The organism is Amycolatopsis sp. 3B14 (genome assembly GCF_050958625.1).
GTDB lineage: Bacteria > Actinomycetota > Actinomycetes > Mycobacteriales > Pseudonocardiaceae > Amycolatopsis_E > Amycolatopsis_E thermoflava.
On sequence record NZ_JBHZEN010000039.1, the window covers coordinates 37,162 to 61,979 of the forward strand.

Below are 24,818 nucleotides of genomic sequence, written 5' to 3' on the forward strand. Positions count from 1 at the left end.
ACCCCTCGTTCGCTCGTGGCTTCCGCGGGTCAGCTCTCGCGGCCGATCTCCACCTTCTCCAGCACCGCCAGCGCGTCCGGCACCAGCACGGCCGCCGAGAAGTACGCCGACACCAGGTAGGAGATGATCGCCTTCTCGTTGATGCCCATGAACCGCACCGACAGGCCGGGCTCGACCTCGTCCGGCAGACCGGTCTGGTGCAGGCCGATCACGCCCTGGTTCTGCTCGCCGACGCGCATCAGCAGGATCGAGCTGGTGCGGGTCTCCGACACCGGGATCTTGTTCGACGGCAGGATCGGCACGCCGCGCCAGGACGGCACGTGGTGCCCGTTGAACTCCACGCCGGCCGGGTAGATCCCGCGCGTGTTGCACTCGCGCCCGAACGCCGCGATCGTCTTCGGGTGCGCCAGGAAGAACGCCGGCTCCTTCCACACCGCGCCGAGCAGCTCGTCCATGTCGTCCGGCGTCGGCGGGCCGGTGCGGGTGTGCAGGCGTTGCTTGACGTCGGCGTTGTGGAGCAGGCCGAAGTCCTTGTTGTTCAGCAGTTCGGACTCCTGCCGCTCGCGCAGCGCCTCGATGGTCAGCCGCAGCTGCTGCTCGGTCTGGTTCATCGGCTGGTTGTAGAGGTCGGCGACGCGGCTGTGCACGCGCAGGACGGTCTGGGCGACGCTCAGCTCGTACTCGCGCGGGGACATCTCGTAGTCGACGAACGTGCCGGGCAGCTCCGGTTCACCTTCGTGCCCGGAGGACAGCTCGATGCTGGCCTCGCCGTATTCGTTGCCACTGGACAGTTTCCGGGCGCGGAACAGCTCGATCTGCTCGCGCAGCGCCGCGGACTGCTCGACCAGCTCGTCGAAGCCGCGCTGTTCGAGCACCAGCACCGTGCAGGAGGTGACGGCCTTGACCGTGTACTCCCAGATGCTCGAGTCGTCCAGCAGCGAGTCGTCGCCGAAGTGGTCGCCGTTGGCCAGCACGCCGAGGTTGGTGAAGTCGCCGTACTCGCCGGGGCCGACCTTGCTGACCTTGCCGTGCGCGATGAGGAAGGCCTGGTCGGAGGCGCTGCCGAACTCGACGATCACGTCGCCGGGCTCGTACTCGCGCTGCTCGAACCGGCCGGCGAGCGCGGCGAGCACCTCCTGGTCAGTGAAGCCGCGCAGGATCGGCAGCTCACCGAGCTCGGCGGGGATGACCTCGATGTTCCCCGCGGTCGTCACGAACGTCACGCGCCCGTCGCCGACCGCATAGGACAGCCGCCGGTTGACCCGGTAGGCGCCGCCGGAGGCCTCCACCCAGGGCAGCAGGCGCAGCAACCACCGCGACGTGATGGCCTGCATCTGCGGGACGGACTTGGTCGTGGTCGCCAGGTTCCGCGCGGCCCGGGTGCTCAGGCTCTGCTGCTGGCTGCCGCTGTCCAGGGCGGGCACGGCGGGATCGGTCACAGTCACGGCAAATACCACCCATCGTCGAAAACTTGATCCGCGAATTGGAAATTGATGATCCGGCGAACTGGCGCCTTGTTTTCTCGGCCGGCGGAAGCGACGTTAGCACCGGCGTCGCGGACCCGTACAGTCACTCGTCCGTGGCGCGGCGTGATGGCAATTTCCGGAAAAGCACACGTTCGGCGGTTCCGGCAAACTCACGGTAGACCGGAATGGACGGTGATCACCCGGGCCGCCCAATCGGGCCGGTCCGGACGGCGTGACCCGCTCGGCAGCGTGCTCCCGGCATTTCCGGTCCACTGCTCCGAACGGGCTGAAACTTCCCGGACTCTGGGAAGACCGTGGTCCGGGTAGGGCAACCGGGACGTTCTACCCTTGGCTGTCAACGGAAACCACCGTGAAGTCCGAGGTGGAGTGACGTCCGGTGACCGGAACTCGCCCGGTCGGCCCAGCGGCGCGTCCGGCCGCGCGTTGGCCGCGGGACAACAGGGCCGGTAAATTCGCGGAATACGCGCCGGCTGCTCCGAACAAGTGACCGGTAATAATCCGTCCTATTCCGTCGGGTTGAAAGAGCGGAACCGAACTTGCCGCCGTGATCCGGCCGTGCCTAGCGTGGGCCGACGTCCTTTTCCCGTTCGGGAGGCACAGCCGATGAATGTCTACGTGGCCGGTTCGCTGTGGGTGGTGGGCGCCGTCGGGCTCGGTGCGCTCATCGCCTACCTGGTCCGCCGTTACGGTCTGGACGAGGGCAGGCCGGACAACAACGACGCGGCCGGCCAGGCGTTCACCATCGTCGGCGGCCTGCACGCCGCGGTGATCGCGTTCGTGCTGATCTCGCTGTTCGACGCGGCGAGCACCGTGCGGGACTCCTCCTACGAGGAGTCGCAGAGCCTGGTCGCCGCCTCGTGGGCGGCCGACGCGCTGCCCGAGCCGGCACGCACGGAGATCCGCGAGCTGGCCGCGGGCTACGCGGACACGGTGGTGAACCGGGAGTGGCCGCGCATGCGGGACGGCGGCGTCCTGCCCGAGGAGGGCTGGGACCAGCTCGACCGGATGCGCGCAGTGGTGGACACCGCCGATGTGCCCGGCGACGACGACTGGCTGACCAGCCGCAAGACCGAGGTCGCCGACTCGCTGCTGGACGTGTTCAAGGAACGGCAGGCCCGGCTCAACGCGGTGCAGGACAACAACGTCGGCATGGTGGTGTGGTTCGTGCTGATCGGCGGGAGCGTGATCTTCGTGCTGCTGCCCAACCTGTTCGGCGGCACGAAGTCGCTCACCCACGTCGTGATCGTGTCCACCCTCGCCGCGGCGACGACCCTGCTGCTCTTCGCGATCTTCCAGATGCAGAACCCGTTCGCGGGCGGGTCGAAGGTGGGCCCGGACGCGTTCAGCCAGGCGATCGAGCGGCTGCGGTGAGGGTGCGGCGCCCGGCCCGGGCGCTGGCGGCCGCGGGCGTCCTGGCGGCGTCGCTGCTGCCGGTCACGCCGGCCGCCGGGGCGGCCCCCGCCACCGCCTGCACGGTCCTGCGGGTCGTCAACACGGCTCCGGGTGGACCGTCCACTGTGGAGCTGGTGCGGATGCCGTCCGGGGCGGTGGAGAGCCGGACCGCGCTCGGCGTGCAGGTCAACGCCCTCGGCTACGCGCGCGCCCAGGACCGGGTGTACGGCCTGACCCGCGACGGCACGGCGGTGGCCGTGGGCCGGGACGGCGAGCTGACCCGGCTCGGCCCGGTGCGGACGACGGACCGCCGCGGGCTGGACCGGGCCACCGCGGGCGCGGTGTTCGGCGACCGCTGGTACGTCCTGCGGGACGACGACCTGTACGTGATCGACATCGACCCGGGCGGTGACGGGTACCTCTCGGCGGTGCGCGGTGTCGGCCTGTGGCCTGCGCCGTTCACGTCCGGCATCGACGACTTCGACTTCGCCGGGGGCGCGCTCTACGGGGTGACGAGCACGTTCCCGTTCCGCGGGCGGGTCGTGCGGATCGACCCGGTGTCGGGGTGGACGCACCCGGTGCCCGGGCCGGTGCTGCCGCCGGCGACCGCGTACGGCTCGGTCGTGCTGGCGGGGGAGACGCTGTACGTCACAGCGAACCGCAGCGCCGGCCGCAGCCGCACGTTCCGGGCCGCCCGGGACGGCTCCGAGCCGGTCACCGAGGTGTCCGCCGGGGCGCCGCTGTCCGGTTCGGACAGTGCCGGGTGCCTGCGGGCGCCCGCGCCTCCGCCGCCCCCGCCTCCGCCGCCCCCGCCTCCGCCGTCACCTCCTGCTCCGCCGCCCCCACCACCTCCGGCAGTGGCTCCGTTCGTGCCCGCGCCGCCGTCTCCTCCGGTGCCGGACCCGCCGCCGCGACCGGTGACCACGCCGCGCCCGGCGCCGCCGACGGTCCCGCCGCCACCGCCGTCCACCGCCAAGCGCCGTCCGGTGACCACGAAGAAGCCGGTGGCGCAGGTGTCCACACAGGAGCGGACCGAGGAGAAGCGCGGGTGGTCGTTCACCGTGCTGGTGCTGATCCTCGGCGCCGGGATCGCGGTGCGGCGGCTGAGCCGGTGAGTCAGAGCAGGCGGCGCTGCACGACGTCCGCGACGACGGTCTCCACGACCCGGCCGACCTCCCCGGCCGCCGGGCGGTGCGCGCGGTCGGCGAAGAGCAGGTGGCCGGCGCCGATCAGGGCGAGTGCGAGCGAGTCCACGTCGGCGTCGGCGGCGATGCGGCCCTGCGCGCGTTCCTCGGTCAGGTAACCGGCGAGCATGGCCGCCGCGTCGGCGAGGACCGGGATGCCGCGCCCGAGCCGGGCTCGCAGCTCGTCGCGGAAGACGACGAGCCCGACGATGCCGACGGCGACCGGGTCGAACAGCTCGGTCAGGGCCGCGGTGAGGTTGCCGGTGACGGTGCCGGTGCCCGCCGACGCGCGCAGGATGGCGCTCTGGTCCCCGATGCGGCGCACGCGGTCCTGGACGAGCTCGGCGAGGAAGGCGTCGAAGTCGGCGAAGTGCCGGTGCAGCACGCCCTTGGCGACGCCCGCTTCGGTGGTGACGGCGCGGCTGGTCAGCGCGGCCGCGCCGTCGCGGAGCAGAACGCGCTCGGCGGCGTCGAACAGCTGCTGGCGCGCGTCGCGGATGTGCACCCCGGTTGGCATGCGCCCATTGTCCTCCTTGCCGTTGTGGGCGCTTGCCCACTAAGGTGGGCGCATGCCCACTTCGCACGAGGCCCGAGAAATGGCCGAATCATTCGGGATCGACGCAAGCCGCTACGACCGCGCCCGGCCGCCCTACCCGGACGCGCTGATCAAGCGCATTGCCGCACTCAGCCCCGCGAGTTCCACACTCAACGGGGAGAGTTCCGCGTTCGGGGACCCCTCGGACCACGGCCCGGTGGTCCTGGACGTCGGCTGCGGCACCGGCATCGAGGCCCGGCAGTTCCGGGCCGCGGGCTGCCGCGTGCTCGGGGTCGACCCGGATCCGCGGATGGCGGAGTTCGCGCGCCGCGGTGGGATCGAGGTCGAGGTCGCGACGTTCGAGGACTGGGACCCGGCAGGCCGCGAGTTCGACGCGGTGGTGGCGGGGCAGGCGTGGCACTGGGTGGCGCCGGAGGCGGGCGCGGCGAAGGCGGCGGCGGTGCTGCGGCCGGGCGGGCCGCTGGCGGTGTTCGCGCACGTCTTCGAACCGCCGCCCGCGGTCGCGGAGGCCTTCGCCGAGGTGTTCCGCCGGGTGGTGCCCGATTCGCCGTTCGCCGGGCAACCGGGCGGCGACGCGGTGGCGGCCTACCGCGCCGGCTTCGAGCGGTTCGCCGAATCCTTCCGGCAGACCGGGGCGTTCGCCGAACCGGAGCACTGGCGGTTCGACTGGGAACGCACCTACACCCGTGCGGAGTGGCTGGACCTGCTCCCGACGACCGGCGGCCTGACCCGCCTGCCCGCCGCCGCGCAGGCGGAAATCCTGACCGCGGTCGGCGCGGCGATCGACGACCTCGGCGGTGCGTTCACGAAGACGTTCACCACGCTCGCGGTGGTCGCCGTGCGCACCTGAAGCGGCGGTGCCGCCGGAGTGGCCGGCACCGCCGCGTCACGTTGTCAACGTCAGTCCTTCGCTCCGGCCGGGTTGGTGTCGTCGCCGAGGTAGGTTCCGTGGCCTTCGCGGACCAGTGGGCCGTCGAAGTGCAGCACCTCGTTGACCAGGCCGCCCTTCTGGTTGCGGTAGTTGATGACCACGGTGTCCACACCGGAGTACACGCCGACCACCTCGAAGCGCAGGTCCGGGATGCGGCGCAGGCCTTCGCTCCAGTAGGCGCGCAGGGCGTCCTTGCCGCGGATCACCGCGGTGCCGGTCAGCTGTGCGGCGACCGGTGAGGTGAACACGACGTCGTCGGTGAAGTGCGCCAGCAGCGCGTCGAGGTCGTGTGCGTTCCAGGCCTTGGCCCAGTCGTCGGCGAATTCGCGGGCGTCCATGCCCCGGAGCCTATCCGGCTCACTCCGCGCTCAGGGCGAAGACGGTCGTGGTGTGGTACACCTCTCCGGGCCGCAGCACGGTGCTCGGGAAACCGGGCTGGTTGGGCGAATCCGGGAAGTGCTGCGTCTCCAGCGCGAACCCGTAGCTCTGCCGGTAGGCCTTCCCGCCGGTGCCGACGAGCGTGCCGGTCAGGAAGTTGCCCGAGTAGAACTGGATCCCCGGCTCGGTGGTGTAGACGGTGAGCACGCGGCCGCTCGCCGGGTCCGCGGCGCGGGCCGCTTGCGCGAGGCGTCCGGAGGAGTTCAGCGCCCAGTTGTGGTCGTAGCCCTGGCCGATCAGCAGCTGCGGGTCGTTGTCGGCGATGCGGGCGCCGATCGGCACCGGGCGGCGGAAGTCGAACGGGGTGCCTGCCACCGGGGCCAGTTCACCGGTCGGGATCTGGGTCGCGTCGGTGGGGGTGTAGCGGTCGGCGTCGATGCGCAGGGTCTGGTCGTAGATGTCGCCGGAGGACTCGCCCGCCAGGTTCCAGTACGTGTGGTTGGTCAGGTTCACCACGGTCGGCTTGTCGGTGGTGGCGCGGTAGTCGATGGTGAGCCGGTTGTGGCTGTCCACTGTGTACGTCACGGTCGTGGTCAGGGTGCCCGGGTAGCCCTGGTCGCCGTCGGGGCTGACCAGGCTCAACCGCAGCCCGGCCTTGCCCGGCTCGCGCACCTCGGCGGCGGACCACACCTTGTCGTCGAACCCGGCCGTGCCGCCGTGCAGGCTGTTGCCGTTGTTGTTGACCGGCACCTGGTACTCGACCCCGTCCAGGGTGAACCGGCCACCGGCGATCCGGTTGGCGTAGCGGCCGATCAGCGAGCCGAAGTACGGTCCGCCGCCTTCGGCCGGGCTGTTCTTCGCCACATAGTCGGCCAGGGTCGGGAACCCGAGCACGAGGTTCGCGGTCCGCCCGCGCTTGTCGGGCGCCTCCAGCGTCTGGATGGTGCCGCCGTAGGTCAGGATCCGCACCCGCATCCCGTTGCCGCTGGTCAGCGTGTACCGCTCGACGGACTGGCCGCCGACGCTGCCGAACGCTTCCTTGGAGATCGCGGGAGCCGTGGGCCGCGGGGCGGCGGAGGAGGTCACGGCGGGCAACCCTACCGCCGCGGACAGGATTGTGGCGCAGGCGATCGGAACGAGCTTTCGCATGAGGGCTCTCCTCGGTCACTGCTGGAGCCGGTACTCGGCGTGCACGAGCTCGAGCAGCTCGGCCACCGAGGTGTCCCGGGACGGTTTGTCGAACGTGATCTCGCCGTGCTGGAGCAGGTTGACCCGGTCGCACACGTCCACGACCTGGCTGTAGTTGTGCGCGATCAGGATGATCGCGAGGTCGCCGCGTTGTTTGAGCTGGGCGAGCAGCCGCAGGATCAGCCCGCCCTCCTTGGCGCCCATCGCGGCCAGCGGCTCGTCGAGCAGCAGCAGCTTGGTGTTGCGGGTGAACACCGAGCGGGCCACCGCGATCGCCTGCCGCTGCCCGCCGGAGAGCTGACCGACCTCGGCGGTCACCGAGGGGATGCTGATGCCGATCTCGTCCAGCGCCTCCCGCGCGCGCCGCTTCATCTCCCGCCGCTTCAGGAACGGCAGCGGCCGGTGCACCAGTTCCTTGTTGAGGTGCAGGTTCAGGTACACCGGCAGGTCGTTCACCATCGCCAGGTCCTGGAAGACCGTTTCGATTCCCAGCGACCGGGCGTGCGTCACCGACTTCAGCTGCACGGGCCGCCCCTCGAACAGCAGCCGCCCGCTGTCCGGCTGGTGGTAACCGGTCAGGATCTTGATCAGCGTGGACTTGCCCGCGCCGTTGTCGCCGATCAGGCCGAGGACCTCGCCCGCCGACACGTGCAGGCTGACGTCCGACAGCGCCCGCACCGGCCCGAACCGCTTGCCGATGTGCTCGGCCCGCACCACCTCGGTCACGGCCGCCCCCTCGATCCGAGCCGTTTGCGCATCACCGACACGTACACGTTGAGCAGCGCCGCGACCAGGATCGCGACCCCGAGCACCAGGTAGAACGCGTTGGCGCTGATGCCGGTCAGGTTGAACCCGTCGTAGACGAGCCCGAGCAGCAGCGCGCCGAGGAACGCCCCGACCACCGTGCCGGACCCGCCGAGCAGCGCGGTCCCGCCGATCACCGCAGCCGCCACGGCGTAGAACATGACGTTGAACCCGCCGTTGGTCGGGTCGTAGGAGCCGACCCGGGTGCCCTGCAGGATGCCGGCGAGCCCGGCCAGCGCGCCGACGATCGCGAAGTTGACCACCTTGATCCGGTTGGTGCGGATGCCGGCCTCGGCGGCCCCGACCGGGTTGCCGCCGGTGGCCTGCGTGGCGATGCCGAACCGGGTGGTGGACAGCACGACCTGCATGACCACCACGACCACGACCGCCCACACGAACTCCGACCAGCCCCACGCGCCGAAGACGTCCATCACCCAGCCGTCCGCCGGGGCGCTCACCGGGGAGCCGCCGGAGATGACCAGCGACAGGCCCCACAACAGGAACGCCATGCCGAGGGTGGTGATGAACGAGGACAGGCCGAAGACCGTGTGGATCAGCCCGTTCACCATCCCGATGGCGCCGCTGACCACGATCGCCCCGATGACGGCGAGCAGCAGCGGGAAACCATTGTTGTGGAACAGCACCAGCACGAACGGGGACAGCGTGAACACGAACCCGGCGGAGAGGTCGATCTGCCCGCAGATCAGCACCATCACCTCGCCCGCCGCGACGATCGCCCACGGCGCCACGTACTGGGCGATCGTGTGGTAGTTGTCCGTGGTGGTGAACCCGGGCCCGCTGGTGCTGGCGAAATAGATCGCCGCGGCGACCGTCACCAGCAGGATGCTCAGCTCCTTGACCCGGATCAGGCCGGGCAGGAACCCGCCGCGGCCACGCGCGCGGGCCGCGGCCGGTGGCCGTTCGGGAAGCGCTTTCGTCATCGCGCCTGCCCGGTCGCGGGCGGGAGCGGGATGGACGACGGCATCGGCACCAGGTCCGTCTTGGCGCCGCCCTCGAACTTGCTGTCCGCGGTCAGGTACGGCCCGACGTTGTCCTTGGTGACGAACGTGAGCCCGGTGTCGGTGAACGGCGGTGTGACCAGCGTGCCCGACACGCGGTAGAGAAAGAGGTAGAGCACGGACAGGAAGCCCTGCAGGTAGGCCGACTGGTCGATGGTGAAGTCCAGCGCGCCGGACTGGACGCCGCGCAGGGTGTCGGTCAGCGTGTCGTACCCGCCCGCCCGCACCTGTCCCTGCAGGCCGCGGGTGGTGAACAGCTGCGCGATCGAGGCGGTGCTGCCCGCGTCGACGGCGTACACGCCCTTCGCGTCCCGGTGCCCGTCGTAGGCGGCGGTGATGGCGTTGAGCTCGGCGGCCTGCTCCGCGCCGGTGTTGATCGGCAGCACGGTCACCCCCGGCGCGGCCTGCCGCAGCGCGTCGGTGATGCCGTCCAGCCGCGGCTGTACGTTGTTGCCGCCGGGCTGGGAGATGCCGACCAGGATGAGCCCGGACGTGACGTCCCGCGCGATGCGTTGTCCCATCAGGAAACCGGACTGGTAGAGGTCCTGCCCGACGTAGGTGAGCGGATGGTTGCCCGCGGCGGTCGCGTTGTACGCGATCACCGGGATGCCGCGCTCGAACGCGCGCTTGGTCGGCTCGACGAACGCGTTGTTGTCGGTCAGCGCGATCGCGATGCCGTCGACCCCGCCGTTGACCGCCGTGGAGAACGCGTTGGCCATCTCGGACACGTTGCCGTCGGCGGAGCCGGTCCACTGTGGCTCGGGGATGCCGACCAGCCGGGCCGCGTCGGCCATCCCGGTCCTGGTCGGCACGAAGAACGAGTTGGTCGTGACGTGGTTGACGAAGACGAAGCGCCAGTCCGGGGTGTCCGGGAACGCGCCGCCACCGCCCGATCCCGGGCTGTCGCGGACGCCTTGGCAGGCCGCCAGCAGGGCCGAGGCGGCCACGGCTCCGCCGCCTGCCCCGAGGAATTTCAGGGCGCTCCGCCGGGAGGTGAGGCTGATCTGGTCGTCGGTCATGGGGGACCACCCATCCACGTCGTCGGGGAGCTGGGATATCGAACCAAGAACCTGCATGAATGATTGGATGATTCGTCGATACAGTCAACCCCTGTCGTGTGATGGGCGCATTGACTTTATGGATCAATGATTTGAGGATTACTCCGTGAGCAGGAGTCAGAGCGGGCCGCTCGGGCGGCACCGCACCCTCCACGGCCAGGTCGTGGAGTGGCTGGGGCGGCGCATCGTGTCCGGCGAACTCGCCAACGGTAGCCAGCTGCCCAACGAGGCCGACCTGGCGGCCCAGCTGAACGTCAGCCGCGGCGGGGTGCGCGAGGCGGTCAAGGCGCTGGCCGCCAAGGGGCTGGTCGAGCCGCGGCCCCGCCTCGGCACCCGGGTGCTGCCGCGCGAGCAGTGGAACCTGATGGACCGCGAGGTGATCAGCTGGCACGGCCAGCTCTCCGACGCGGCCTTCCTGCGCGACCTGCTCGAGCTGCGGCTCATGGTCGAGCCCGGCGCCGCGCAGCTGGCCGCCGAGCGCGCGACGGACGAGCAGCTCGCCGTGCTCGAGAACGCCTGCGCCCGGATGGCGGAGGAGGCGGGCCGGGTCGACGCGGACTCCGCCGCGTTCGTCGAGGCCGACCTCGCCTTCCACCTGACCCTGCTGCGCGCGAGCGGCAACCAGCTCGTCGAGCAGCTGGGCCGGCTGCTGGAGGCGAGCCTGCACCACGGCCTGGCGGCCAGCTCGCACGCGCCCGGCGGGGTGTCCGCGACGCTGCCCCTGCACCACGCGGTGCTCGTCGCGGTCCGCGCCCGCAGGCCGACGGCGGCCGCGCGAGCGATGCGGAAGCTGATCGAGACCACCACCGACGCGGTGCGGCGGATGACGCCCGAGGGGGACTGACGCGTGGTGTCCACAGTGGACCAGGTGACGGAACCGGTGGCGGCGCACGGCGAAGGGCCGGTGTGGGCGCCGGAGTGGCCGGGTGTGCGGTGGGTGGACATGCTCGCCGGGGACGTGCTGGAACTCGACGGCGAGGAGGTCCGCCGCCACCACGTCGGCCCGGTCGCGGCGGCGCTGCGGCCGGGCGCCGCGGGCGGGGTCGTGCTGGCGCTGGAGCGCGGGTTCGCCCTCGCCGACGCCGCGCTGACCGAGGTGCGGCCGCTGGGGGAGGTGTGGACCGGCGCCGGGGTGCGGATGAACGACGGCGGGTGCGATCCGGACGGCCGGTTCTACTGCGGCTCGATGGCCTACGACGAGACGCCGGGCGCGGGCGCCCTGTACCGGCTCGACCCGGACGGCGCCGTCACCACGGTGCTCACCGGGGTCACGATCTCCAACGGCCTCGCCTGGAGCCCGGACGGCGGCACGGCCTACTACGTCGACACGCCCACCGGCCGGATCGACGCCTTCGACTACACCGCCGCGGCCGGGCTCACGCACCGTCGCCCCGTCGTCACCATCCCGGACGGAACCGGCTCCCCGGACGGCCTGACCGTCGACGCGGAGGGCAACATCTGGGTCGCGCTGTGGGGCGGCGGCGCGGTGCACTGCTACACCCCGGCCGGCGAGCAGGTCGCCCGCGCCGAACTCCCGGTCACCCAGGTCACCGCGTGCGCCTTCGGCGGGCCGGACCTGGCCGAGCTGTACGTCACCACGTCGCGACAGGGCGTCGAGGAAGGCACGCAGCCCGAAGCCGGGGCCCTGTTCCGCCTCCGGCCCGGCGTGCGAGGCCTGCCCGCCCACCGCTATTCCGGCTGCTGACATCTCCGTACCGAAATACGTACTTTCCCGGTGCCCGGGTTTGGCCGCGACCAGGCAGGGTCACTCTGTCGTGATTTGCCCACCCGGAGGAGTGACCATGCGAGCGGTCAAGGCGGTCGAGCTGGGCCTGGTGGCCGGGCTCGTGCTGACCAGGACCGCGCTGCGCGCCGCGACCGGCGGCCTGCTCGGCCCGGCGTCCCGCACCGGGCCGGTCATCCCGGTCACCCGCGGCCGCGGCCAGTCCCGGACCGTCACCGCCGACGACGGCGTCGAGCTGCACGCCGAGGTCTTCGGCGACCCGGCCGCGCCGGTGACGGTCGTGCTGTGCCACGGCTACGCCCTGTCCAGCGCCAGCTGGTGCTTCCAGATCGCCGAGCTCGCCCGCCACGCCCGGGTCGTCACCTGGGACCAGCGCGGGCACGGCCGCTCCCAGCGCGGCGCGGCCGCGCACGCGACCGTCGACCAGCTCGGCCGCGACCTGCGCGCGGTGCTCGACCAGACCACGCCCCACGGGCCGGTGGTCCTCGCCGGGCACTCGATGGGCGGCATGACGATCATGGCGCTGGCCGAGCAGGAGCCGGAGCTGTTCGGCACCCGCGTCGCCGCCGTCGCGCTGCTCGCCACCAGCGCCGAGCCGGTGCTCGGCGGCCTCGGCCTGCCCCGGCACGGCATGCGCGCGCTGCACTGGGTCACCCCGTGGGCGCTGGCACTGCTGCAGCGGGCCACCGTCCTGGCCGGGCCGCTGCGCGAGCTGACCGGGGCGGTCGTGCCCCGGCACGCGTTCGCCTCCGACGTCCCGCCGCACGTCGCCGAATTCCTGGTCGAGCAGATCGGGCAGACGCCGCTGGACGTGCTGGCCGACTTCTTCCCGCAGTTCCGGGTGCACGACAAGACCGCCGCGCTCGCCGCGCTGACCCGGGTCGACTGCCTCGTGCTGGCCGGCTCACACGACGTGGTCACGCCGCCGGAGAACAGCGAGGCGATCGCGCGGGCGGTGCCCGGCGCGGATCTGGTCGTCCTGCCCGACGCCGGGCACGCCTTCCCGCTGGAGCACCCGGAGCTGGTCAACGCGCACCTGGTGACCCTGCTGCGGCGGCAGAGCCACCGCCGAACCGCCTGATCAACCGCGAACCCGGCCTAGAATCGGGGGATGCCCGACGTCTCGCGAGGCGCAGGCAACCTGCCCAGCGAACTCACCAGCTTCGTCGGGCGGCGCCGCGAACTCGCCGAAACCCGCCGCCTCCTGGCCTCCGCCAGGCTGGTCACGCTGACCGGGGTCGGTGGCGTCGGCAAGACCCGGCTGGCCCTGCGCGCGGCCGCCGACGTGCGGCGGGCGTTCCCCGACGGCTTGTGGTTCGTGCCGCTGGCCGAGCTGCGGGATCCGGCCCTGCTGGCCCACACGATCGCCACCACGCTCGGCCTGACCGACGAGGCCGGCGCGCAGGTGGGCGGGCTCGCCGAGTACCTCGAGGACCAGCGCGTGCTGCTGGTGCTGGACAACTGCGAGCACGTGCTGGACGCGTGCGCGGTGCTGGTCGCCAAGCTGCTGTCGGCCACCTCGTCGGTGCGGGTGCTGGCCACCAGCCGCCAGCTGCTGCGCGCCGACGGCGAACAGGTCCTCGTCGTGCCGCCGCTGCCGGTGCCCTCGGAAGGGGAGCCCGCGGTCGAGGCGGTGACGTTGTTCGCCGAGCGCGCCGCCGCCGTGGTGCCCGGGTTCACCGTCGACGCGTCCAACCGCGACACCATCGTCCGCATCTGCCGCCGCCTGGACGGCATCCCGCTCGCACTGGAACTGGCCGCGGTCCGGCTGCGGGTGCTCTCGGTCGAACAGCTGCTGCAGCGCCTGGACGACCGGTTCCGGCTGCTCACCGACGGCAGCCGGACGGCGCCGGACCGCCAGCAGACGCTGGAGGCGGCGATCGCGTGGAGCTACGACCTGTGCAGTCGTGCCGAGCAGGCCGTGTGGTCGGCGGTGTCGGTGTTCGCCGGCGGCTTCGACCTGGAGGCCGCCGAGGCGGTGTGCGCCGCGGTCGGGATCGGCCCGGACGAGGTGCTCGACCTGATCGCCGCCATGGTGGACAAGTCCATCCTGGTCCGCCGGGACGGCACCTTCGGGCGGGCGGCGTGGTACGGGATGCTGGAGACCGTCCGCGAGTACGGGCACGTCCAGCTCGTGCGCTCCGGCCGCGAGAACGCCGTGCGGGGCCGCCAGGTCGAGCACTGCGCCCGCCTGGCCCGCCGCTACCACACGGAGAGCTTCGGCCCGCACCAGCTGGACTGGGTCGGCCGGATGCGGCGCGAGCAGCCCAACATCCGCGTCGCGCTGGAGCACTGCGTGTCCGGCGGCCCGGAGGGCGCCTGCCGCGCGGCCGAGATCACCGGGCCGCTGTGGCACTACTGGTTCGCCGGCGGCTACGTCCGCGAGGGCTACCGCTGGCTGCGGGCGTCGCTGGCCCAGGAGGTCGCCCGCGACACCCCGGCCCACGCCCTCGCCCTGCAGGGCGCCGCGTTCGTGGCGGCCCAGATCGGCGACGAGGAACCGGCCCGCGCGATGCTCGCCGAGCTGCGTGAGCTGGCCGACGCGCTGGACGACGACAACCTGCGTGCCGGCTGGGCCCAGTGCGCCGGCATGGGCTCGATGTTCCTCGGCAGGCTCGACCGCGGCCGCGAACTGATGGAGCAGGCCCTGGACGGGTTCCTGCGCACCGGCGACGAGATGCAGGCGTGCAACACGCGGATCCTGCTGGCCGCGGCGCTGTTCTTCCTCGACGACCCCGAGGGCCTGGTGGTGGCCGAGGCGGCGCTCGCGCAGTGCGAGGAACACCAGGCCGACTGGTCCCGGGCGTACGCGCTGTGGGCGGTGGCGATCAACACGTGGCGGCGGGGCGACCACCGCCGGGCGTCGGCCCTGCTGCGCGAGGCCATCGCGATGCGGCAGCCCGACCGCACCCAGCTGGCCTTCACGCTGACCGCGCTGGCCTGGTGCGCGGGCGCGGCGGGGGAGCACGAACGCGCCGCCGGGCTGCTCGGAGCGTCCAGCGCGGTGTGGCGGATCAGCGGCGCCGGCGTCGCCGAGACCGGCCCGTACCGCCAGTTCGACGAGGAGTGCGAAGCGCGGGCCCGCGACGCGCTCGGCGACGACGGCTACACCCGCGCGTTCGCCGCGACCAGCGGGTTCGACGTCGACGAGGCGATCGCGTACGCGCTGGCGGAGAAGCCGGGCGGACCGCGGGCGCCGCGCCGGGGCAGGCAGAGCAGCCCGGGCGGGCTGACCCGGCGCGAGCGCGAGATCGCCGAGCTGGTCGCCGACGGCCTGAGCAACAAACAGATCGCGGGCAGGCTGGTCATCGCGCAGCGCACCGCGGAGACCCACGTGGAGAACATCCTGACCAAGCTGGGCTTCACCTCACGCGCCCAGATCGCCGCGTGGCTGGCCGAGCAACGCGCCGCACCGGGGGACGGTACGTAGCCCGGTTCTACGTACCCAGATGCGTAGGACTCCCGGTTCCCCGGCCCCTCTTCCCAGGCACTCTGGTATTCGCGACCGGAGCCGAGAACACCGGAGGGGTGGTCATGAAGGTCGATTCGCCGCCGCAGCCCTGCTCGCGGTGCCACCGCCAGGTGGTGCTCGCCGGGTTCAGCTGGGGACGGCAGTGGGTGCACCTGGGCACGTGGCGGCCGCAGTGCGGTCCGCCGTCCTGGGCGCTCGCCCGCTCGGCCGGGACCACCTCGACGGCGGCTTCCTGACCCCGGTCCGGTCCACAAGTCCAGCCGTCCGGCGCCGCCCTCCCCCTCGCGTGCCGGCCGGTCGAGCGCGGCGGGTCGTGCCCAGCCTGCCCGCGAACTCCGGCACCCCGCCGCGCTCACTCCAACCGAACACGGAAGAACCGCCCCGCTCCCCGGGGCGGTTCTTCGCGTGACAAGAAGTTCACCGGCCGCGGCCCGGATTTCACAGCAAACTGTCAGATTTCTCGTGGATCCTGGTGTTAGCTGGATCGAGTGATCTTCGAGGGGGAACCGGGGTGCTGCGCAAACGGGGAGTGACTGCTGCGCCCGCGCGCGGTCACCGGTGGCGCCCGGTCGCGTACACCGCCGTCGGGCTGGCGTCGCTGGTCGTGCTCGGCGGCACCGGCTTCGCCTGGACCCAGCTGTCCCGCCTGGACACCGGCCTGGCCACCGCGGACGTGATCGCGCCGTCCGCGCAGGTCCCGTCCGGGCGGGCGAGCCTGTCGGTGGACCAGAACATCCTGCTGGTCGGCCTCGACTCGCGCACCGACGTGCAGGGCAACCCGCTGCCGCAGGACGTGCTCGACCAGCTGCACGCCGGGGACGCCGCGGACGGCGGCGACACCACCGACACGATGATCGTGGTGCACATCCCGGCGGGCGGCGGTTCCGCGTCGGCGATCTCGATCCCGCGCGACTCCTACGTCCAGATCGCCGGCGGGTTCGGCAAGCACAAGATCAACTCCGCGTACACCTACGGCAAGCAGGCGGCGCTGGACACGTTGCGCGAGCAGGGCCTGACCGGGGCCGCGCTGGAGCGCGCGGCGTCGGCGGCCGGGGCCAGGACCGCGATCGAGACGGTCGAGGACTTCACCGGACTGACGATCAACCACTACGCGGCGGTCAACCTGGCCGGGTTCTACGCGCTCAGCAACGCCGTCGGCGGGGTGCCGGTGTGCCTGAAGCAGGCGGTGCACGACAGCTACTCGGGCGCGGACTTCCCGGCGGGGGAGCAGACGCTGTCCGGGGCGCAGGCGCTGGCGTTCGTGCGGCAGCGGCACGGGCTCCCCGGCGGCGACCTGGACCGGATCGCGCGCCAGCAGGCGTTCCTGTCCGGGATGGCCCAGGTCGTGCTCGGCGCCGGGACGCTCACCAATCCGCTCAAGCTGTCCGGGCTGATCGACGCGGTGCAGCAGTCGGTGGTCCTCGACCAGGGCTGGGACGTGCTGACCTTCGCCGAGCAGATGCACGGCCTGACCTCGGGGTCGATCACGTTCGCCACCATCCCGGTGCAGAGCCTGAGCCTGCAGACCCCCTACGACGGCGACGCGGTGAAGGTCGACCCGGTACAGGTGCGTGACTTCATCACCGCCCTGCTGGGCGGCCCGGCCGCCGCGACGCGGGGCGGCAGCACCGCCACGACGCCGACGAGCGTGGCGAAGCAGGCCGCGGAGACGGCAGGCGCGACCACGACCACCCCGTCCACGATCGCGCCGGAAACGGCCAGCACGGACCTGTCCGGCTGCGTGAACTGACGTGACGGGCGACCCGCACATCCACGTCGAGCGGGGCGTCGCGCACGCCGGCTCCGCGCTCCGCGGCCTGGTCGCCTCGACGTTCGGCCTCATCGCCGACGCGCCGGTGGAGGTCACCACCGGGTGCGGCGCCCGCGTGCCCTACGCGATGACCTCCACCCGCCCGGAAAGCGTCACCTGTCTGGCCTGCCGCGAACACGCCCGGCGGGAGCACCTGCGGCTCGCCGGCCAGGTCGAACTCCTCGGCCGGACGCCGGGCGCACCGGTGTCCGCGGCGGACGCGGCAAGCGCCGCGCGGGGGCTGCGAGACCTCGCGGAGCGCTACGCCGGATAGTCCGGACGGACGGGGCCGGCCGGGTGAGACATTCTCCAACCCTACTTCCGGCGGGTGTGAAGTTGTCGTGGCCCGCAGCAGACTGCGCGTGTCCCCATCGGCAGCGAAGGAAGGCACCCATGAAGCGACCACCCCTCGTCCGCACGATCGGCCTCACCGCGCTGGCCGTCGGCTCGGTTCTCGCCGCCACGGTGAACTCCGCCGGGGCCGCACCGGCCTCGCCGCTCCTCGGCGCGGTGCAACGGGACCTCGGGCTCACCGCCGAGCAGGCCGGCGTCCGGCTCGCCCAGGAGGCCGCGGCCGCGAACGTCGCCCCCGCCGCCGAGGCCGCGGCCGGTCCCGCGTTCGGCGGCGCCTGGTACGACGCCGCGTCCGGCAAGCTGGTCGTCGGCATCACCGACGCCGCCCGCGCCGGCGCCGTCGAGGCCACCGGCGCCGACACCGCGCTGGTCGCCCACACCGAGTCGGCGCTGGACGCGGCCAAGGCGAGCCTCGACACCCTCACCGCCCCGCGCGAGGTCACCGGCTGGTACGTCGACGAGCGGGCCAACCGCGTGGTGGTGACCGTCGTGCGCGGCGCGCAGGGCGCCGCGGTCCAGGGCTTCCTCGACCGGGCCCGCGCCGCCGGTCCCGTCCAGGTCGAGGAGACCACCGACGTGCCGCGGCTGTTCGCCGGGAACATCGTCGGCGGCGACGCCTACTACATCAACGGATCCGCGCGCTGCTCCATCGGTTTCGCCGTGCAGGGCGGGTTCGTGTCGGCCGGCCACTGCGGCAGCGCGGGCGACTCGGTCAGCGCGCCGGACGGCTCGGCGATGGGCACGTTCCAGGGCTCTTCGTTCCCCGGCAACGACTACAGCTACGTCCGCACCACCTCGTCCTGGACACCCACGCCCGTCGTGGACGGTTACGGCAACGGGAACGTTACGGTCACCGGGCACACCGCGGCCCCGGTCGGCTCGTCGGTGTGCCGCTCCGGTTCCACCACCGGCTGGCACTGCGGCACCATCCAGGCCACCAACCAGACCGTCAACTACGCCGAGGGCTCCGTCTCCGGCCTGACCAGGACCACCGCGTGCGCCGAGCCGGGCGACTCCGGCGGCTCGTGGGTCAGCGGCAGCCAGGCGCAGGGCGTGACCTCCGGCGGGTCCGGCAACTGCAGCAGCGGCGGGACGACCTACTTCCAGCCCGTCAACGAGATCCTGTCCGCCTACGGGCTCACGCTCGTCACCGGCTGACCGGCACGACCCGCGGCCCCCGTCCGGAAGGCCGGGGGCCGCGTCGTGTCCGTGCTCAGGTGGTGGCCGGCGCCCAGGCGCGCTCGAGCGCCGCGGCGCGCGCCCGGCGCTTCAGGCCGGCGAGGCTGTGCTTGGCGGGGATCAGTAGCGCGGTCAGCCAGGTGCGCCGGTACTCCTCCAGCGCCAGCGCCACGGGGCGATGCATGACGCAATGCACCAGACCCGGCGTGCCGAGCCGGTGCCTTCCGGTGTGCTTGCTCTGCGTCATCGTTCCTCCGTGCGGGCGACCTTTCCCGCCGCGCACCGTACGCAACGAGAGGCCCGAAGCGTAGTAGCGCGGCGGCGTGTCACCGATCTCGTTCCGGTCACAGACCGATCAGGGAGTAAAGAACACCCGATCGTGGCGTCTGGTCTAATGCGAACCATGCTGCGGGTGGGGTTGTCCGGTGGGATCGGTGCGGGGAAGTCGACTGTCGCGGCGCGACTCGTGGAGCACGGCGCCGTGCATGTGGACGCCGACGCGATCGCCCGCGAGGTCGTGGAACCGGGCACCGAGGGGCTCGCCAAGGTCGTGGAGGCCTTCGGCGCGGACGTCCTGGGCGAGGACGGCCGGCTGAACCGCCCCGCCCTGGCGGCGAAGGCGTTCGCGGACGAGGATTCGCGCCGCCTGCTGAACGGGATCCTGCACCCCCTGATCGGCGCCCGCACCGCCGAGCGGATGGCCGAGGTGCCGCCGGACGGGATCGTGCTGCACGACGTGCCGCTGCTGGTCGAGGGCGGGTACGCGCCGAACTACCACCTCGTGGTGATCGTGGACGCGCCGGTGGAGACGCGGGTGCGGCGGCTGACCGAGCTGCGCGGGATGTCCGAAGCGGACGCCCGCGCCCGGATCAAGGCGCAGGCCGGTGACGAGCAGCGTCGCGCGGTGGCCGACGTGTGGCTGGACAACTCCGGCGCGGCGGAGGACGTGCTGTCCGAGGTGGACCGGTTGTGGCGCGAGCGGCTGGTGCCGTTCGAGGAGAACGTCCGGCTGCGCCGCCCGCGCCCGCCGATGCCGCCGAAGCTCGTGCCCTACGACGGGACGTGGCCGGCGCAGGCCGCCCGCGCGCTGGCCCGGCTGCGGCTGCTGACCGCGGGGCGCGCGTTGCGGGTGGACCACATCGGGTCCACGTCGGTGCCCGGGCTGCCCGCGAAGGACGTGCTGGACCTGCAGGTGACGGTCTCGACGCTCGCGCAGGCCGACGAGTTCGCCGACGTCCTGTCCGACGCGGGTTTCCTGCGCGCCGAGGGCGAGTGGTGGGACGACCCCCAGGGCGGCGGTGAGCGCTGGGAGAAGCGGTTCCACTACGGCGCCGACCCGGCGCGGCCGGTCAACGTGCACGTGCGCAGCACGGCCACCCCGGCCTGGCGGCTGGCGCTGCTGTTCGCCGCGTGGCTGCGGGCGAACCCGGACGAGCGTGACGCGTACGCCGAGGTGAAGGCGTCGCTGGCGAAGGCGCACGCGACTGTGGACGGCTACGCCGAGGCGAAGCAGAGCTGGGTCAACGACGGCTTCCGGCGGGCCGAGGAGTGGGCGGAGCGCACCGGCTGGTCCGCCTGACGCCTGGCGTCAGCGGTGTGACAGCCCGGTGTCAGGTCCGGTGGCGAGGGTGATCACCACGAACCGCACACCGGATGAGGAGCCCCCGATGAACACCTTCGCCACGCCGTCGCCCATCACCGCCGCCCTGATCACCGCGGGCGCCCGGGTCCGCATCGCCGCGAGCGAGCGGCCGGACACGGTGGTCCGGGTCGAGCCGCTCGACGCCGCGAACGCCTCGGACGTGACGGTGGCGGAACGGACCGAGGTCGCCTTCGCCGGTGGCGAGCTGTCGGTCAAGACGCGGAAGCCGGGCGGCCGGACGGGTTCGGTCGCGATCACGATCGAGCTGCCCGCCGGATCCCGGCTCGTGCTGCACAGCACCTGGACGGACGTGCGGGCCGAGGGCCGGTTCGGCGACTGCGAGCTGAACCTCGGTTCCGGGCACGTCCAGCTCGACCACATCGCCGCGCTGCGCGGGAACCTCGCGGCAGGCTCGGTCGCGATCGCGCACGTCGCCGGGCCGGCCGACGTGGACGGTGGCGCGGCCGGGCTGCGGATCGGCGAGGTCGACGGCGTCGTCCGGTACCAGGGCTCGACCGGGCAGGTGTGGATCGGCCACGCCCGGTCCGACGTGGACCTCGGCAGCGCGCGGGGCGGCTTCGACATCGACCGCGCCGACGCCGGGGTCGTCGCGAACGCGGGCGACTGTCCCATCCGGATCGGCCGGATGACCCGCGGAGGCGCCGAGCTGGCGAACGCCTCGGGCGGCATCGAGGTCGGCATCAGCGAGGGGGCCGCCGTGTCGGTGGACGCGAAGAGCACGAAGGGGGCGGTGCGCAGCTCGCTGTCCGCGCAGGACGCCGAGGGTTCCGGCGAGCGGGTCAGAGTGCGCGCCCGCACCCGGCTGGACGACATCGTGATCCACCGGGTGGCCGCGTGAGCGGGGGCCGCGCCTCTGCCGGTGCGGGCCCCGCCGGCGCAGTGCCGCCGCGAGTGCCCCGCGGCGGCGCGGGTGCCCGCGTACGTTGGGCGCGTGGCCCGGCGCGTGCTGCGAGTCCCGGGCGACCGGCGACCGGGCGCGGGGGTGCCGGGCGGAGGCCCGGGCCGCGCGCTCTGGAGGCATCGCGGGGCCCGCGCGCAGATCCGCGAGGTGACGCGGGTGCCGCTCGCGTCCCGTGCGCGCTGCGGATGCCCCGGCAACCCGCGCCCTCTCCCCGCGCCGCCGAGCAGCACTTCCCACCACCCGGCTCGCGCCCCCGAGGCACTGTTGAGCAGCCAGGGCTATCCGCGCTCTATCCCGGCGCCGCCGAGCAGCACTCCCCGCCCCAGCACCCAGCCCCAGCGCTCACCCCGGCCTCCAGAACTCAGTCCAGCTCGATGAGCCCCCGGCGCAGCGCGAGCGCCACCGCGGCGGCCCGGTCCTTCACGCCGAGCTTGGCGTAGGCGTGCAGCAGGTGCGTCTTCACGGTGGCCTCGCTGATGAACAGCTTCGCGGCCGCGTCCTTGTTCGTGCCGCCGCGCGCGACGAGCGTCAGCACCTCGATCTCGCGCTGGCTCAGCTCCTCCCGGGCCGGCGCGCGCACCTGCCCCATCAGCCGCGTCGCCACGGCGGGGGAGAGCACCGCCTCGCCCCGCGCCGCCGCCCGCACCGCCCGGAACAGCTCCTCCCGCGGCGCGTCCTTGAGCAGATAGCCTGTCGCGCCGGCCTCGATCGCGGGCAGCACGTCCGAGTCGGTGTCGTAGGTGGTCAGCACGAGCACCCGCGCCGGGTTGCCGCGGCGCGCCAGCTCGGCGATCGCGTGCACCCCGTCGGTGCCCGGCATCCGCAGGTCCATCAGCACGACGTCGGGCCGCACGCGTTCGGCGAGCGCCACGGCCTCCGCGCCATCCCCGGCACCGCCGAGCACCTCGAACCCGTGCTCGGCGGTGAAGATCCCGCGCAGCCCGTCCCGCACCACCGGGTGGTCGTCGGCGAGCACCAGCGTGATCATGCGGCTCCGATCGCGGGCAGGCTGGCCGAGATGGCCGTCCCGGCGCCGGGTTCCGACTCCACCGCGAGCGTCCCGGCGAGCCGCTGCACCCGCTGCAGCATCCCGGGCAGCCCGAACCCGTCGCCCCGCCGCGCCGGGTCGAACCCGGACCCGTCGTCCCGCACGTCGAGCGTCACCTGATCCTCCATGTAGGACAACGTGAGGCCGACGCGCCGCGCGCCGGCGTGCTTGGCCACATTGGACAGTGCCTCCTGCGCGACGCGCAGCAGCGTCGCCTCGATCTCCGGGTGCATCGGGCGGGCGGTGCCGGTCGCGGTGAACTCGATCGCCACCTCCGACCGCTGCGCCCACCGCTCCGCCACCGCCTTCAGCGCGTCCGGCAGCCGGGCCTCGTCGAGCGGGCCCGGCCGCAGCGCGCGTACCGACCGCCGCGCCTCGGCGAGGTTCTCCCGCGCCAGCGCGGTGGCCGTGGCCACCCGCCGCCGCCACTCGCCGGGGTCCTGTTCGGCGGCCTCGAGCTGGGTGATGATCCCGGTGAAGCCCTGCGCGAGGGTGTCGTGGATCTCCAGGCTGAGCCGCTGCCGCTCCTCCATCACGCCGGCCTCGCGGGCCTGGGTGAGCAGCTGCCGGTGCAGGCCCGCGTTCTCCGCCTGCGCCGCCTCCAGCTGTTCCAGCGCCGCGCGCCGCGCCTCGTTCTGCTCGCTGACCTTGCGCGAAACGACGGTGCCGAAGCCGATCGCCCCGGTCTGCACGGCCACGATGGTCACCCACAGCAGCGGCTCGGTGCTCAGCGCCTCGCCCGGCCCGCCCGCGCCGATCGTGTTGATCAGCAGGGAGGTCGTGGCCAGCGCCAGCACGCCCAGCGGCGCGGGCTTGAGCCGCAGGGCGCCGAAGAAGCAGGTGAGCATGAACACCAGGAACAGCACGTCCTGGAACATCAGCAGGGACGCCAGCGTCAGCGTCCCGGCGAAGGACACCGCCAGCGTGATGCCGTGCGACCGCCACCGCCGCGGCACCGCGGGACCGGTCAGCAGCAACCACACCAGCGCCGCCCCGGCCAGCGGCAGGGTGTCGGCGCGGTGGACGAGCAGGGTCGCCAGTCCCAGCAGCAGGTACGGCAGGTAGTGGTCGACCAGCCGACTCCACGTCCGCGACAGCGGTCCGCCGGAGCCCTCGGCGAAGTCGAGGGGCTGCATCCAGGAGCGGCGGTTCACACCGGGCATTATCCGGTCCCCACGCCCAGATCCCGCATCCGCGGCCACACCGCGGACCACGGTTCGGCTCGGCCGGTGGCCAGCCACAGCGCGGTGCCCTGGCCGAAGCCCGGGCCGTCGTCGATCCGCCCGGCCGGGGTGATCGCGGCGAAGTGCCCGGCCAGCACCGTCGGGTCGTCGCCGACGAACAGCACGTGCCGCGCGCTTTCCGGCGGTGTGCCCAGGTCCCAGTAACCGCGGCTGCCGCTGAAGGGCCCGGGCAGCCCGAGCGGACGGCCGAAGCGGTCCAGCGCGGCCGCGTGCCAGTAGAAACCGGTCACGATCGCCGTGCGGGCGGGGTCGGGCACCTGCCGGTAGGCGCGCGCCACCGACGCCGCGACCTCGGGCCAGCCGATCTCCGCGGTGGCGAACCCCGGCGCGGGCGCCCTGCCCAGCCAGGACACCGGCGCCACGGGCAGCGCGAGCGGCACCGCGATCAGCGCGCTGACCGCGTACACGGGCCAGGTCGCGACCCAGCGCCACCACCGCGCGGCCGCCCCGGCCTCCAGGCTCACGGCGGCGGCCGCCCAGCACACCGCGAACATCCCGGCCACGTAGTAGGACCGCCCGCCCGTCACGAGGAACACCGCGGTGAGCCCGGCCGTGGCCGCCCCGAGGAACCGGTACGCGCGCAGCTCCGGCGCCCGCAGCAGCCGCCACACCCCGTGCACCAGCAGGACCGCGCCCACCACGATCCCCGCGCCGGCCAGCATCCCGGGCAGGAACATCAGGCGCCCGCCGTAGACGTGCTCGACCTCCGCGGCGATGGCGGCGTTCATCTCCAGCTGCGGCCAGCCGTGCGCGGCCTGCCAGACCACCGTCGGCGCCGCGCCGGCCGCGGCGATCAGCGCGCCTGCCCACAACAGCGGCCGCCGCAGCAGCCCGCGCGGCCCGAACACCAGCACGCAGATCCCCGCCACCAGCCAGAACGCCAGGACCAGGAACTTCACGTTGACCGCCACCGCGGTCACCACCCCGGCCCACACCAGCAGCCCGTTGGCGCGGGTGCGCACCCAGCGGACCAGCAGCCAGCACAGCACCGTCCACAGCAGCGGGTCGAACGTGGAGGTCGCCAGGTAGTGGCCGGTGCCGAGGAGCTGCCCGCTGATCGCGAACGCCCCGGCGGTGAGCACCTGCGCGCGCCGACCGCCGCCGAGCTCCCTGGCGATCAGCGCGGCGACGACCACCCCGGCGGCGGTCGCCAGCGTCGCTGGCAACCGGAACACCACCAGCGACCCCGGGGCCAGCGCGTCCATCAGGTGCGCCAGCAGGGGGAGTGCCGGCGGCTGGTCGGCATACCCCCAAGCCAGATGCCGACCAGCCGCCAGGAAATACAGCTCGTCGCCGAACCAGCCGTAGCGGCCGCTCGTGACGAGCAACAGCAGCCCGACGGCCCCCGCCATGGCGAGCACGGGAACGCGAGCGAGCTTCGCAACTCTGACGCCGCCCGGGGCCGT

At 73.1% G+C, this 24,818-nt stretch carries 24 protein-coding genes; 13 read left to right on the top strand and 11 right to left on the bottom strand.

The window, feature by feature from the left end:
- Positions 1-29: 29 nt before the first annotated feature.
- Positions 30-1,445, bottom strand: coding sequence for a family 2B encapsulin nanocompartment shell protein (locus tag ACCP09_RS21665; RefSeq protein ID WP_123682683.1), 1,416 nt, complete (start codon positions 1,443-1,445; stop codon positions 30-32).
- A gap of 645 nt (positions 1,446-2,090) precedes the next feature.
- Between ACCP09_RS21665 and ACCP09_RS21670 the strand changes: the two genes are divergently transcribed.
- Both ACCP09_RS21670 and ACCP09_RS21675 read left to right on the top strand, forming a co-directional pair.
- The gene (locus ACCP09_RS21670; RefSeq protein ID WP_027930816.1) at positions 2,091-2,858 is read left to right on the top strand and encodes a DUF4239 domain-containing protein; all 768 of its coding nucleotides are present in this window, start codon (positions 2,091-2,093) and stop codon (positions 2,856-2,858) included.
- A complete protein-coding gene (locus ACCP09_RS21675) occupies positions 2,855-3,994 on the top strand; it encodes a DUF6923 family protein (RefSeq protein WP_433749511.1) in 1,140 nt (379 codons plus the stop codon). The genes ACCP09_RS21670 and ACCP09_RS21675 overlap by 4 nt, the downstream gene beginning before the upstream one ends.
- Position 3,995: 1 nt before the next feature.
- Here ACCP09_RS21675 and ACCP09_RS21680 read toward each other — a convergent pair whose 3' ends face one another.
- A complete protein-coding gene (locus ACCP09_RS21680; RefSeq protein WP_433749514.1) occupies positions 3,996-4,580 on the bottom strand; it encodes a TetR/AcrR family transcriptional regulator in 585 nt (194 codons plus the stop codon).
- Between the two features lie 79 nt (positions 4,581-4,659).
- Here ACCP09_RS21680 and ACCP09_RS21685 point away from each other — a divergent pair, with 79 nt between their 5' ends.
- Positions 4,660-5,469 carry a class I SAM-dependent methyltransferase gene (locus tag ACCP09_RS21685; protein WP_433749669.1) on the top strand — a complete coding sequence of 270 codons (810 nt, stop codon included), beginning with the start codon at positions 4,660-4,662 and terminating at the stop codon, positions 5,467-5,469.
- 50 nt (positions 5,470-5,519) lie between these two features.
- Here the strand turns inward: ACCP09_RS21685 and ACCP09_RS21690 are convergent, their stop codons facing one another.
- From ACCP09_RS21690 to ACCP09_RS21710, 5 genes are read right to left on the bottom strand one after another with little or no spacing between them, the layout of a single operon-like run.
- Positions 5,520-5,888: a nuclear transport factor 2 family protein gene (locus ACCP09_RS21690; RefSeq protein WP_027930812.1), complete on the bottom strand. Its 369-nt coding sequence runs from the start codon at positions 5,886-5,888 to the stop codon at positions 5,520-5,522.
- Positions 5,889-5,907: 19 nt separating this feature from the next.
- Positions 5,908-7,077, bottom strand: coding sequence for an aldose epimerase family protein (locus tag ACCP09_RS21695; protein ID WP_231960559.1), 1,170 nt, complete (start codon positions 7,075-7,077; stop codon positions 5,908-5,910).
- A gap of 15 nt (positions 7,078-7,092) precedes the next feature.
- Positions 7,093-7,842, bottom strand: a complete 750-nt coding sequence (locus tag ACCP09_RS21700) for an ATP-binding cassette domain-containing protein (protein ID WP_051362663.1) — start codon at positions 7,840-7,842, stop codon at positions 7,093-7,095.
- Positions 7,839-8,861, bottom strand: a complete 1,023-nt coding sequence (locus ACCP09_RS21705; protein ID WP_433749519.1) for an ABC transporter permease — start codon at positions 8,859-8,861, stop codon at positions 7,839-7,841. Before ACCP09_RS21705 ends, ACCP09_RS21700 begins: the two co-directional genes overlap by 4 nt.
- Complete coding sequence (locus ACCP09_RS21710) at positions 8,858-9,958, bottom strand: substrate-binding domain-containing protein (RefSeq protein ID WP_378364201.1); 1,101 nt, start codon at positions 9,956-9,958, stop codon at positions 8,858-8,860. Before ACCP09_RS21710 ends, ACCP09_RS21705 begins: the two co-directional genes overlap by 4 nt.
- 145 nt (positions 9,959-10,103) lie before the next feature.
- On the opposite strand from ACCP09_RS21710, the gene ACCP09_RS21715 reads away from it, so the two are divergent.
- The 8 genes from ACCP09_RS21715 to ACCP09_RS21750 all read left to right on the top strand — a co-directional run bounded on the left by ACCP09_RS21715 (position 10,104) and on the right by ACCP09_RS21750 (position 18,535).
- The gene (locus ACCP09_RS21715; RefSeq protein ID WP_027930808.1) at positions 10,104-10,841 is read left to right on the top strand and encodes a FadR/GntR family transcriptional regulator; all 738 of its coding nucleotides are present in this window, start codon (positions 10,104-10,106) and stop codon (positions 10,839-10,841) included.
- Between the two features lie 15 nt (positions 10,842-10,856).
- Entirely contained in the window at positions 10,857-11,702 is an 846-nt protein-coding gene (locus ACCP09_RS21720) for an SMP-30/gluconolactonase/LRE family protein (protein ID WP_123682677.1), read from the top strand.
- A 97-nt stretch (positions 11,703-11,799) separates the two neighbouring features.
- A complete protein-coding gene (locus tag ACCP09_RS21725; RefSeq protein ID WP_433749524.1) occupies positions 11,800-12,822 on the top strand; it encodes an alpha/beta fold hydrolase in 1,023 nt (340 codons plus the stop codon).
- 30 nt (positions 12,823-12,852) lie between these two features.
- Positions 12,853-15,171, top strand: coding sequence for an ATP-binding protein (locus ACCP09_RS21730; RefSeq protein WP_433749527.1), 2,319 nt, complete (start codon positions 12,853-12,855; stop codon positions 15,169-15,171).
- Between the two features lie 104 nt (positions 15,172-15,275).
- Positions 15,276-15,449 (top strand): hypothetical protein, encoded by a 174-nt coding sequence (locus tag ACCP09_RS21735; RefSeq protein ID WP_017981913.1) that lies wholly within the window; start codon positions 15,276-15,278, stop codon positions 15,447-15,449.
- A 293-nt stretch (positions 15,450-15,742) separates the two neighbouring features.
- Complete coding sequence (locus ACCP09_RS21740; protein WP_433749530.1) at positions 15,743-16,963, top strand: LCP family protein; 1,221 nt, start codon at positions 15,743-15,745, stop codon at positions 16,961-16,963.
- 1 nt (position 16,964) lies between these two features.
- Positions 16,965-17,297, top strand: a complete 333-nt coding sequence (locus ACCP09_RS21745) for a hypothetical protein (protein ID WP_433749533.1) — start codon at positions 16,965-16,967, stop codon at positions 17,295-17,297.
- A gap of 119 nt (positions 17,298-17,416) precedes the next feature.
- Positions 17,417-18,535, top strand: a complete 1,119-nt coding sequence (locus ACCP09_RS21750) for a S1 family peptidase (RefSeq protein ID WP_378364195.1) — start codon at positions 17,417-17,419, stop codon at positions 18,533-18,535.
- Positions 18,536-18,590: 55 nt separating this feature from the next.
- On the opposite strand, the gene ACCP09_RS21755 is transcribed toward ACCP09_RS21750, so the two are convergent.
- On the bottom strand, positions 18,591-18,803 hold the full coding sequence (locus tag ACCP09_RS21755; protein WP_017981917.1) for a hypothetical protein: 213 nt from the start codon (positions 18,801-18,803) through the stop codon (positions 18,591-18,593).
- A gap of 156 nt (positions 18,804-18,959) precedes the next feature.
- Here ACCP09_RS21755 and coaE point away from each other — a divergent pair, with 156 nt between their 5' ends.
- Positions 18,960-20,135, top strand: coding sequence for a dephospho-CoA kinase (gene coaE / locus ACCP09_RS21760; RefSeq protein ID WP_378335972.1), 1,176 nt, complete (start codon positions 18,960-18,962; stop codon positions 20,133-20,135).
- Positions 20,136-20,223: 88 nt separating this feature from the next.
- Positions 20,224-21,057: a hypothetical protein gene (locus ACCP09_RS21765; RefSeq protein ID WP_433749538.1), complete on the top strand. Its 834-nt coding sequence runs from the start codon at positions 20,224-20,226 to the stop codon at positions 21,055-21,057.
- Positions 21,058-21,481: 424 nt separating this feature from the next.
- Here the strand turns inward: ACCP09_RS21765 and ACCP09_RS21770 are convergent, their stop codons facing one another.
- The 3 genes from ACCP09_RS21770 to ACCP09_RS21780 are packed head-to-tail and all read right to left on the bottom strand — an operon-like array spanning position 21,482 to position 24,764.
- Complete coding sequence (locus ACCP09_RS21770; protein WP_433749541.1) at positions 21,482-22,108, bottom strand: response regulator; 627 nt, start codon at positions 22,106-22,108, stop codon at positions 21,482-21,484.
- Positions 22,105-23,331, bottom strand: coding sequence for a sensor histidine kinase (locus ACCP09_RS21775; protein WP_400989235.1), 1,227 nt, complete (start codon positions 23,329-23,331; stop codon positions 22,105-22,107). The genes ACCP09_RS21770 and ACCP09_RS21775 overlap by 4 nt, the downstream gene beginning before the upstream one ends.
- On the bottom strand, positions 23,331-24,764 hold the full coding sequence (locus ACCP09_RS21780) for a glycosyltransferase family 39 protein (RefSeq protein ID WP_433749545.1): 1,434 nt from the start codon (positions 24,762-24,764) through the stop codon (positions 23,331-23,333). Before ACCP09_RS21780 ends, ACCP09_RS21775 begins: the two co-directional genes overlap by 1 nt.
- Positions 24,765-24,818 lie beyond the last annotated feature (54 nt).

Excerpts from the sequence above, each read along its gene's own strand:
- ACCP09_RS21690 (WP_027930812.1), bottom strand. The coding sequence starts at position 5,888 with ATGGACGCCCGCGAATTCGCCGACGACTGGGCCAAGGCCTGGAACGCA.
- ACCP09_RS21670 (WP_027930816.1), top strand. The coding sequence starts at position 2,091 with ATGAATGTCTACGTGGCCGGTTCGCTGTGGGTGGTGGGCGCCGTCGGG.
- ACCP09_RS21770 (WP_433749541.1), bottom strand. The coding sequence starts at position 22,108 with ATGATCACGCTGGTGCTCGCCGACGACCACCCGGTGGTGCGGGACGGG.
- ACCP09_RS21780 (WP_433749545.1), bottom strand. The coding sequence starts at position 24,764 with ATGGCGGGGGCCGTCGGGCTGCTGTTGCTCGTCACGAGCGGCCGCTAC.
- ACCP09_RS21705 (WP_433749519.1), bottom strand. The coding sequence starts at position 8,861 with ATGACGAAAGCGCTTCCCGAACGGCCACCGGCCGCGGCCCGCGCGCGT.
- ACCP09_RS21710 (WP_378364201.1), bottom strand. The coding sequence starts at position 9,958 with ATGACCGACGACCAGATCAGCCTCACCTCCCGGCGGAGCGCCCTGAAA.
- ACCP09_RS21725 (WP_433749524.1), top strand. The coding sequence starts at position 11,800 with ATGCGAGCGGTCAAGGCGGTCGAGCTGGGCCTGGTGGCCGGGCTCGTG.
- ACCP09_RS21680 (WP_433749514.1), bottom strand. The coding sequence starts at position 4,580 with ATGCCAACCGGGGTGCACATCCGCGACGCGCGCCAGCAGCTGTTCGAC.
- ACCP09_RS21730 (WP_433749527.1), top strand. The coding sequence starts at position 12,853 with ATGCCCGACGTCTCGCGAGGCGCAGGCAACCTGCCCAGCGAACTCACC.
- ACCP09_RS21765 (WP_433749538.1), top strand. The coding sequence starts at position 20,224 with ATGAACACCTTCGCCACGCCGTCGCCCATCACCGCCGCCCTGATCACC.
- ACCP09_RS21750 (WP_378364195.1), top strand. The coding sequence starts at position 17,417 with ATGAAGCGACCACCCCTCGTCCGCACGATCGGCCTCACCGCGCTGGCC.
- ACCP09_RS21695 (WP_231960559.1), bottom strand. The coding sequence starts at position 7,077 with ATGCGAAAGCTCGTTCCGATCGCCTGCGCCACAATCCTGTCCGCGGCG.
- coaE (WP_378335972.1), top strand. The coding sequence starts at position 18,960 with ATGCTGCGGGTGGGGTTGTCCGGTGGGATCGGTGCGGGGAAGTCGACT.
- ACCP09_RS21685 (WP_433749669.1), top strand. The coding sequence starts at position 4,660 with ATGGCCGAATCATTCGGGATCGACGCAAGCCGCTACGACCGCGCCCGG.
- ACCP09_RS21775 (WP_400989235.1), bottom strand. The coding sequence starts at position 23,331 with ATGCCCGGTGTGAACCGCCGCTCCTGGATGCAGCCCCTCGACTTCGCC.
- ACCP09_RS21755 (WP_017981917.1), bottom strand. The coding sequence starts at position 18,803 with ATGACGCAGAGCAAGCACACCGGAAGGCACCGGCTCGGCACGCCGGGT.
- ACCP09_RS21735 (WP_017981913.1), top strand. The coding sequence starts at position 15,276 with ATGAAGGTCGATTCGCCGCCGCAGCCCTGCTCGCGGTGCCACCGCCAG.